Origin of the sequence: Amycolatopsis kentuckyensis (assembly GCF_002155975.1) — a bacterium.
In the GTDB taxonomy this organism is placed as follows: Bacteria; Actinomycetota; Actinomycetes; order Mycobacteriales; family Pseudonocardiaceae; genus Amycolatopsis; species Amycolatopsis kentuckyensis.
Genome location: NZ_MUMI01000151.1, coordinates 1 through 9,412, shown reverse-complemented (window position 1 = coordinate 9,412; position 9,412 = coordinate 1). Strand labels below are relative to the sequence as shown.

The 9,412-nt window shown below is 73.3% G+C and carries 8 protein-coding genes; 2 read left to right on the top strand and 6 right to left on the bottom strand.

Annotation, left to right across the window (positions count from 1 at the left end):
* From CCN39_RS16015 to CCN39_RS15995, 5 genes are all read right to left on the bottom strand, one after another.
* A partial coding sequence (locus CCN39_RS16015; protein WP_244210807.1) for a condensation domain-containing protein occupies positions 1-834 on the bottom strand: 834 nt, incomplete at its 3' end.
* A gap of 70 nt (positions 835-904) precedes the next feature.
* Entirely contained in the window at positions 905-1,387 is a 483-nt protein-coding gene (locus tag CCN39_RS16010; protein WP_086842791.1) for a hypothetical protein, read from the bottom strand.
* 10 nt (positions 1,388-1,397) lie between these two features.
* On the bottom strand, positions 1,398-2,033 hold the full coding sequence (locus CCN39_RS16005; RefSeq protein WP_167455104.1) for a DedA family protein: 636 nt from the start codon (positions 2,031-2,033) through the stop codon (positions 1,398-1,400).
* 89 nt (positions 2,034-2,122) lie between these two features.
* Positions 2,123-2,494 carry a bacteriophage spanin2 family protein gene (locus CCN39_RS16000; protein WP_086842790.1) on the bottom strand — a complete coding sequence of 124 codons (372 nt, stop codon included), beginning with the start codon at positions 2,492-2,494 and terminating at the stop codon, positions 2,123-2,125.
* A 3-nt stretch (positions 2,495-2,497) separates the two neighbouring features.
* Positions 2,498-3,421 carry a TerC family protein gene (locus tag CCN39_RS15995; protein WP_086842788.1) on the bottom strand — a complete coding sequence of 308 codons (924 nt, stop codon included), beginning with the start codon at positions 3,419-3,421 and terminating at the stop codon, positions 2,498-2,500.
* 182 nt (positions 3,422-3,603) lie between these two features.
* On the opposite strand from CCN39_RS15995, the gene CCN39_RS15990 reads away from it, so the two are divergent.
* Positions 3,604-3,909: a helix-turn-helix transcriptional regulator gene (locus tag CCN39_RS15990; RefSeq protein WP_086842786.1), complete on the top strand. Its 306-nt coding sequence runs from the start codon at positions 3,604-3,606 to the stop codon at positions 3,907-3,909.
* 47 nt (positions 3,910-3,956) lie between these two features.
* Here CCN39_RS15990 and CCN39_RS15985 read toward each other — a convergent pair whose 3' ends face one another.
* Entirely contained in the window at positions 3,957-6,611 is a 2,655-nt protein-coding gene (locus CCN39_RS15985) for a helix-turn-helix transcriptional regulator (RefSeq protein WP_086842784.1), read from the bottom strand.
* A 369-nt stretch (positions 6,612-6,980) separates the two neighbouring features.
* Here CCN39_RS15985 and CCN39_RS15980 point away from each other — a divergent pair.
* Positions 6,981-9,412, top strand: a 2,432-nt coding sequence (locus tag CCN39_RS15980; protein WP_086842782.1) for an ATP-binding protein, incomplete at its 3' end; no start/stop codon positions are given.

Genomic DNA, 9,412 nt, shown 5'->3' with positions numbered 1-9,412 from the left:
GCGGCGGGCGGTCGTCAGCAGGGTCAGCAGCACGTCCCGGGATCCGGTCATCCGCTGCGCGAAGGCGGCGGTCGCCGCGACGACCAGTTCGGGGAACGCCACCCGCGCCTGCCACGCGCTTTCCCGCAACCGTTCGGCGTCGGAGCGGCACAACCGGGCGGATCGCCGGACGACGTCGACCGCGAGCACCGGGGCGCGCGAGGAGAGGCTGGTCGGTTCGGGCGGGTGCGGGAAGCGGTTCGTCCACAGTGCACGGTCGCGGTCGAACTCGGCCGAGCCGCCGTGGTAGGCGCGGTCGTCGTCGACGAGGACGGCCAGCGGCGGCAGCGGGTTCCCGACGGCCGGGCGGCCCGACACGAGTGCGTCGTAGACCTCGGTCATGCGCTTGAGCAGCAGCCCCACGCTGAAGCCGTCGCCGGCCAGGTGGTGCAGGCACATGAAGAAGCGCCAGTGCCCCGCGCCGAGCCGGTGGAGCACGCAGCGGGGCACGAGCGGCGCGGAAAGGTCGAACGGGGTCCGCACCTCGGCCCACATCAGCGCTTCGGCCGCCGCGGCCGGGTCCGGTTCGCCGCCCAGGTCCCGCACCGGGACGTCCACTCCGGCGGGCTCGATCACCTGGCACGGCTCGTCGCCGGCCACCTCGACGCGGATGCGCAGCGTTTCCGCCTCGCGCACGACCTGCCGCACCGCCGCGGTCCACAGTTCCGGGTCGAACGGCCCCCGGATGTCGTAGTACCCGGCGACGTTGAACACCGCCTGGCCCGGTGCCTCCGCCCAGCGGTACCACAGCTCGGTCTGCGCGGCGGTCAGGGGCAGGGCGACGCGGCTGGCCATGCGACGGCTCCTCTCCGGCGGTGGGAAGCCAGTATCCGCAGGGGCGGACTGGCAAACCGCAAAGAAGCGTTCAGTGGGCCAGCAGCTTCACCGCCACGACGGCGAGGGCGAGCGCCACTTCCACCACGAACAGCAGCAGCTTGACCGGCCACCGGACGGCCGTGCGCCGCGTCGCGAGCAGAGCCAGCACGGCGATGGTGAGCACGAGCGACAGGGCGGCGAGCCACAGCGCGGTGCTCAGCGGCAGCCAGCCCAGTGCCGCGGCGCCGACGCTGAGGACGGGCAGCAGGGCGGTCTCCAGGACGTGGCTCGCCGCCTTGAGGATGTGGCGCAGGTCGTGGCCGCGGGGGAACCGGCCGTGGGCGATGCGGTGGGCGCTGATGTCCGCGAACCCGCCCGCCAGGCAGAGCGCGCCCATGGCGGCCGCGATGTCCGCGACGGCTTCCGCCCCCGTCGTCTCGTTCGCGTAGTTCACCAGGACGAGCACGGTCGACAGGCCGACCAGCGTCGCGTACACGCGTTCCCGCAGGGCGGACACGACGGCTTGACTCATGGGAGGAACTCTAAACGGCCTTGCCCGCCTTGATCCGCCGGACCACGAACAGTCCGATCGCGACGACGGCGACCGCCAGGACGGCGTACTGGAAGAACCCGGCGTACCGCTCGACCAGCGGCCAGTTCTCGCCGAGCAGGTAGCCCGCGACGACGAAGACGGTGTTCCAGATCAGGCTGCCCGCCGTGGTGAAGAGGAGGAATCGCCCGAACGGCATCCGTTCCACCCCGGCCGGAACGGAGACGAGGCTGCGGAAGACCGGGATCATCCGGCCGAAGAAGACGGCTTTGCCGCCGTGCCGGGCGAACCAGGCCGCGGTGCGGTCGAAGTCGGCAGTCCCGAGGAGCGGGAGCCGCCCGGCCAGCCGCCGCATCCGGTCGTGCCCCAGCAGCGCGCCGGCGAGGTAGACGACCACGGCGCCGGCCACCGAGCCCAGCGTGGTCCAGAACAGAGCGGTGCCGAGGCCGAACGTCCCGCGCCCGGCGGCGAACCCGGCGAGCGGGAGCACGAGTTCGCTCGGCAGCGGCGGGAAGAGGTTGTCGAGCCCGACGACGAGAGCCGCGCCGGGGCCGCCGAGGGACTCCATGAGCCCCACGGCCCAGCCGGCTACCCCGGTGAGTTCGGCGGTGTCGGTCGAGACGGTCATGGAGTCCTTTCGCGGTCGTGAGTGGTAACGCGGTGCCGACCCGCGTTACCACTCGCGACGTTCGGCGACGGGGAACGGAAGACCGGTGGTCAGCCGGCGCAGGCCTTGGTCAGCGCCGCCACCTGGTCGGCCTTCTTCTGCACCCAGGCCGCCGGTGTCTTCACCAGGTCGTCGACCGTCGTCTCGCGCATCGTGGTCGCCAGGCCGTTGATCGCGTCGGCCGCCGTGGTGTTCGCGGCTTTCGAGGCCAGGCCGGTCAGTTCGTCCGCGGCCGCGTGGGCCCGGTCGGCCGCAGCCTGGGGGTTGGTCAGGTCCGGGTTCGCCGTGGCGATCCGGATGGCGTCCGTGCAGACCGCGGCCGTCGAGGCGGCGTTGCTCACCTGCCCCGCGGTCTCGGCCACCCCGCAGCCGGTGAGGGTCAGCACGAGGCCTCCGGCGAGGACCATCGTTGTCAGGCGCATCAGTCATTCCTTTCGAGAGACAGCCGAGGTGCGGAGCAAGCTGGCGGTGACCGCCGTGGCGAGGATCGCGCCGACCACGCCCAGCGAGAGCGCCGTCGGGATCTTCCAGACGTCCAGCAGCAGCATCTTCACGCCGACCCAGACCAGCACCATGGCCAGGCCGATCTTGAGGTAGACGAACCGGTGCATCAGGTCGGCGAGCAGGAAGTACATCGCCCGCAGGCCCAGGATCGCGAACGCGTTCGACGTGAACACGAGGAACGGCTCCTGGGTGACCGCGAAGATCGCGGGGATCGAGTCGACCGCGAAGACGACGTCGGTGACCTCGATCAGGACGAGGACGGTGAGCAGCGGCGTGGCCACCCAGCGGCCGGCTTCGCGCACGAGGAACTTCTTGCCGTGCAACCGGTCCGTGGCCGGGACGACCCGGCGGAACACCCGCAGCACCGCGTTGTTGTCGTAGTCGACGGTCTCGTCCCGGTGCAGTGCCATCCGGATCCCGGTGAGGACCAGGAAAGCGCCGAAGACGTAGAGGATCCACGCGAAGCTCGCGATCAGGACCGAGCCCGCCGCGATGAACACCGCCCGGAACACCAGCGCCCCGAGGACGCCGTAGAACAGGATGCGGTGCTGGTACTCGCGGGGGACCGCGAAGTAGCCGAAGATGATCGCGAAGACGAAGACGTTGTCGACCGCCAGGGACTTCTCGATGACGTAGCCGGCGAAGTACTGGCCCGCGAACTCCGCGCCCCAGGCCCACCAGATCACGGCGCCGAAGGCGAGCCCGAGCGCGACCCACACGGCGGACCACGCGAGGGCTTCCCGGACGCCGACGACGTGCGCGCGCCGGTGGGCGAGCAGGTCGACGGCGAGCATGAGCAGGATCACGCCGAGCACGGCGGCCCAGGCCCAGATCGGGACGGTCACGACAGACTCCTCTGGTTCGGTGGCGAACCAGAGGTCTCCCCGGCCACCCGAAGGTGACGCCGGCACCGGGCTGCACGGGCAGCCGGATTGACGATGCCGGACCGGGCGGGTACTCCCCTCCGTGCCTCCAGAATGACGAACTACACTTCGTCTGTCAAGTTCGGACGGTGTGAGGGGGCCGGATGGCTTCGTGGACGTTCCTCAGCAACCACGCGCACGTGCTGCTGTGCGTGGCCGCGGATCCGGACCGGACGCTGCACGACATCGCCCAGCTGGTGGGGATCACCGAACGCGGGGTGCAGCTGATCCTCGCGGACCTGATCGCGGAGGGCTACCTCGAGCGCGAGCGCGTCGGACGGCGCAACCACTACAAGATCCACCCGGAAGGCCGCCTGCGCCACCCGCTGGAAGCGCACCACCGGGTGGCCGACCTGGTCGCGGCGCTCGGCCCGGCCACCGGCGACGTCGTGAGCGGTAAGGCGGGTTAGCGCCCGCATCGCCACGCACGATCGGCCGCGGCAGGCCACGGGCAGCGTCAGCCGTCCGGGTACTGGCCGGAGAGGATCGCGGTCGCCAGCTCCACCCGGGACCGGTAGCCGGTCCGCTGGAACAGCCGGGACAGCCGGCCCTCGACGCTCTTCTCCCCGGTCTGCAGCAGGGTGGCGATCTGCTTGTTGCCCAGCCCCTCGGCCACGAGCACGGCCAGCAGGCGTTCGTTCTCGGTGAGCGTCGTCTGCCGTCCGGGCACCTGCACCCCGTACTGGCGCATCAGCGTCCGCGACCAGGAGCGGCTCATCAAGGCGTCCATCTCGCCGAAGATGGCGTAGGACTCGGACAGCAACGCCGGTGGCTCGCCCAGTCCGTACCGCACGAACCGTTCCAGGGCGACGGCCTGTTCCAGGGGCTGGTTCCGCAGGCGCAGCAGGCTCATCGCCGCCTTCGCCGCCTTGTCGTCGGCGTGCACCAGCGCGTGCAGGGTGAGGCGGTTGAACTCGGCGCGCTCGGTGCCCAGGCACGCCGCCACCCGCTCGAGCTCGCGCAGGTAGTCCGGCAGCGGATCGGTCCGCCCGGTGCGGACGGCCATGTCGGCCAGCGCGATCCACAGCAGGTCGGTCTGCGCCACGACGCCGTTCTCCTCGGCCTCGCACACCGCCGAACGCAGGATCGACTCCGTCCGCGCGTATTCGCCGTGCGCGCGCTCGTACAGCGCCTCCGGGATCGCCAGCAGGTGCGGCATCGCCGGACCGCGGGCCCGTGCCGTGGCGAGTAGCTCGCGGGCGCGGGAGAGCCGGCCGCGGCACAGCTGGAGGGTCGAGACGAGCTGGAACATGACGGTCCGGTCCGGGGGACAGCCGCCGGTGGCGCTGGCGGCGATGTGCTTGCGGGCCAGCTCCATGGCGTCGTCGAACCGGCCGGCGCCGACCGCCAGGACCATCCGGCTCGCCGTGCTCAGCCGGACCGGCCCGCCCCGGGCGGCCGTCAACAGGTCCTCGGCCTGGCGCAGTTCGCTCAACGCCACGAGGGCGCCGGCGTGGCAGGCGGTCTCGGCGACGAGCCGTTCCCCGGCCTCGGTGCGGCGCTCCAGCTCGGCGACGTCGTGGTCGAACGCCGTGCGGTCGCCCAGCCACAGGTCCACCACGGAACCGAACAGCCGGACCGGCGCCGCGACCCGCGCCACGTCGGGGTCTTCGCGGATCCGCCGCACGAGATCGCGGGTTTCGCGCCAGCGGCCGAGCAGGGACAGCGCGAACGCGCGCACGACCAGGCTTTCGAGCGGAGGGCCCGCGGTGGCCGGCGACGCGCCGCCGCCGGCGATCTCTGCCAGCTCGTCCCGCCGCCCCGACTCCGACAGCGCCGCGAGGTACCCGAAGCAGACGTCCAGCCGTTCCCCTTCGGGGATTTCCCCGGCGAGTGAGCACAGGACCGTTTCGGCGGACTCCAGCGCCTGGACCGGATCGTCGACGGCGAAGCAGGTGCGGACGTGCAGCAGCAGGATCTCGGCGCGTCCGGCCGGGTCGGCGGTGAGCTCGGCCGCCGCGCGCAGCCAGGGCAGGGCCCGTTCCCGGCCGGCCGCCTCCGTGGCGCGGGCGTGGGTGAGCAGGTCCGCGGCCGCCCGGCCGGGATCGACCAGCCGGCCCGCGTCGGCGAGCCGGTCGGGCAGGTAGCCGGGCACGGTGCTGCGGGCCGTGCCGGACCACAGCGCGTGGACGGCGAGCTGGGCGAGCCTGCGGCGTTCGTAGGGGCCCAGCGCCCAGGTCAGCGCGGCCGCGACCAGCGGCTGCCGGAACGTCCAGCCGCCGGCGAACCGGGCGCGGCGCAGCACCCCGGCCCGGGTCAGCAGGTCCAGTTCGTGGCGAGCCTGGGCTTCCGACGTGCCGAGCGCTTCGGCCACCAGCCGCGTGGCGGCCGGGCCGAGCGGGCGGAGCACCGCGATCGCCTTGGCCGCCGCCCACGCGGTCGCGCCCATCCGGCGGATCGCCGCGAGCAGGTCGTGCTGCTCGGTCAGCTGGGGCGGTGGTGCCGTCCGGACGGTGTAGGCGTGCCGGTCCACCACGCGCAGCGTGTCGCCGGCCTGGCCGATCCGCAGGCCGGCCTCGACCGTGGCGGGCCAGCCTCCGGTGGCCCGCCACAGGCGGTCGACGAGCGCCGGTTCCGGCACCGCGCCGAGCAGCGCCGTGACGAGCGGCGGCAGTTCGGTGCGGGGGAGCGGACGCAGGTTCAGGTAGCGGAGCAAGCCGTCCCGGTGCAGCCGTGCCGCGCTCTCGAGGAGGGCCGCGCGGGTCGCGACGGGCAGCGGCAGGGCGACCGTGCACACGCAGGCGGACTTCGTCGAGGCCAGCTGCCCGGCCAGCGCGTCCAGCGATCCGAGGTTTTCGGCCGGGATCAGGTGGACGTCCTTGAGCAGCAGGAGCGTTCCGGCGGTCGCGCGCAGCACGGCCGCGGGCGGGATCCGTTCCAGCAGGGCCGCCCCGGCGGCGGAGCCGGCGAAGGCGAGGTCGACCACCCGCACCTCGGTGAACCCCGCCCGGTCCTCGGTGAGCCGGCGGCAGAGCCGGTCCTCGACCGCGCCGAGGTCGGTGCCGGCCGGTCCACCGAGGACGGTCACCACCGGACGGCCGGGCGAGCGCAGCGCTTCGACGACGTCGAGGGCGACCCGCTCGGACGGCGGGACGAATCGGTCAGGCTGCACGCTTCTCGCTCTGCTCGTTGCTGGTGGCCCCGCGGCGAGGTCCGGCCCAGGCTAGCGGCAGCTCCGGGGCCGGGGGTCGCCGCCGGATCGTGATTTTGCTTGGGAGACCAGGAGATCCGGCCCGCGGGCGGCGCAAGATCACTCGTTCGGGTGAGATGTGGGGGTCCGTATCTCGGAACGGGAGCGCGGATTTCTCGAAAGTGTCGAAGCACACGCCGGGCTGGGTGAAACGCCGCGGTCATTTGTCCATATGCGTATTCGGCTATTTGCCGAGCCGACCCGAATGGGGTACATCTCATCCAGCTTTGGGCCGGACGGCGTAATGAACCTGGCGCGCCGTCGTCACCCGGGCAACGGAGGAGGTGGCCGGTGATCCGGGACCGCGGTGTCTTGCCCGGGCGGGGCGACGAGGTCGCCGCGCTCGAAAAGGTCGCGGGGCGGCCCGTTCTCGTCGTGGTCCGGGGCGAAGCCGGCGCGGGCAAGACGGCGCTGCTCGGCGCGGTGCGGCAGAAGTGGCGGGACCGCGGCCTGAAAGTTGTTCACATCCGCTTTTCCGCCGGCGGTCCCGACGCATTCGGCATCCCGGCCGTGCTGACCGCTTTTCGCGAAGAGTTCGGGACGCGGTGCGACACCAGGCTGGCGGCGGTGAGCCGGCTCAGTCAGCCGGACGACACCGATTGTTCACCTTTCGGTTCCGCTTTGTTCACCGAACTGACCCAGTTGTTCGCGGCGCTGCGGCGGAGCGGGCCTTCGGCCGTGGTCTTCGACGACCTCGATGCGGTGCCGAACCCCGGCTTCGCGATCGCGGCCGCCCGGTACGCGGGCTGCACCGTGCTCGCCGCCTGCCGGCAGGCGGAGTCCGTCGAGCCGACCCTGCTGAGCGCGCTCGCCGACCAGGTCGTCGAGCTGCGACCGCTGACGGACGGCGAGGTCGACGAGCTGATCGCCGCGCACGGGCCGGTGGACCCCGCCGTCACCCCGGCCGTGCGGGACGCGCTCGGCTCCCTGGGCGGCAACCCGGGCGCCGTGCTGGCGACCTGGGACGCGCTCGAACAGGCCGGCCGGCTCGTTCCGGTGCACGGCGTGCGGTGCCTGGCCGATCCCGGCGCGCCGATCGCGCTGCCGCCCGGCCACGATCTCGTGCGGCGGGTGACGGAACTGCCGGAACCGGCCGCGGCGGTGGTCGTGCTCGTCGGCGCCGCCGGGACCTTGCGGGTGGACGACCTGCTGCGCCTGGCCGAAAACACCGGCTGGGACCCGGCCGCCTGCGGCCGGGCCGCCGACCGGCTCGTCGCGGCCGGTGTGCTGGGCTGTGACGGCCGGGGTGAGCTGGTCGTCTCCTGCCCGGCCCTGGCCGCGGCCGTGGCGCAGGCCTGGGGGGACGAGCGGGTGCCTGCCCTCCACCGCGTGGTCGACGAGCACCTGCGGCCGGGGGCGCCCGAAGCCGCGCCGGCCGGGCACGCCGGCGACCCGGAAATGATTTCGCGGTGGTGCCGGGAGATCACCCGGATCCGGGCGTCCGCTCCCGAGACGGCCGCCCGCTGGTACCGCGCCGCGCTGGGACACTGCGCGACCCACGACACCGGCCGGCTGCCGGACCTGACGCGGTCGCTGCTGCGGCTGCTGGTGGGCATCGGCCGCTACGAGTGGCTGCGCGAGGTCGTCGCCGAGGCGGTGACCGCCGGCGTCCCGGACGGGCTCGAGTACGAACTGGCGGTGGCGGCGGCCATGGCGGCGCTGCACACCGGCGTCCCGGTCCCGGCCGCCGTGGCGGCGGAGCTGGCGGCCGACCGGGCGAGCCGCCCGCCGCTCGAGTTCGCCGGGCGGTGGTTCGACGGGCGCGAGGCCATCAGCCTCGACGGGTTCGTGCACGCGTTCGGCGCCTTCCGGCTCGGCGCCGCGCCGGACTCCGCGCCGGTGCGCGACCAGCTCGAGATCTGGGCGGGCCGGCACGACCTGGTCGCCCTGTTCGGCTTCCTGCTCGGCGACGAATACGGCGCGCCGGACGGCGGTCCGCTCGCGCTGTACCACCGGATCATCACCGGCTACCACCGCGGGGAGTGGGCCGAGGTGCTGTCCGCGGCCCGCGCGCTCGAGCTGAGCGGACGGCCCGGCACGCCCGTGCACACGCACGCGCGCCTGCTCGCCGCCGAAATCCAGTCCTGCGAAGGGGAATCCGAGCTCGCCGCCGCATGGCTGGCGGCGGCGGGCGACGGCCCGTTCCCCGCGGTCGCGAGCTGGGCCGAAACCGGGCTGCTGTGGCGCACCGGGCAGGTGCACGAAGCGGTCGAAGCGGGCTGGCGGGGTTACGAACGGGCCGCGGAGGCGGCCGAGCGGGGCAACGCCATCGGGATGCACTGGCTGCTGGTGCGGCTGGCGATGCTGGAGGCCGAGACCGGTGGCTTCGAAAAGCTGGCCGAACTGCGGACGCTGGCCCGGAAGTGGTACCGCCGCTACGGCGGCCGCCGGCTGCAGATGGCCGACCTGATGGTCGCCGGCCTGGCCGGACGCGACTTCGCGAGTGCCCGCACCGCGGTCGAGGTGGTGCGCAGCCACGACAACCAGAGCGAGCTGATGCGGGCCTGCCTGATCGCCTCGTTCATCGCCGACGAGCCGCGGCCGTGGCTGCACGAGGCCTACGACATCGCCCGTCGTCTCGGCGGCGACCTGCTGAGAATGACGATCAAGGCGCGGATGCGCGAGCGCGGGGTGACCCCGCCCCGCCGTAACCTCGCCCCGGCCGACCTGTCGGCCGCCGAGCTGCGCATCATCGACCTGATCCGCCAGGGCCTGACCAACCG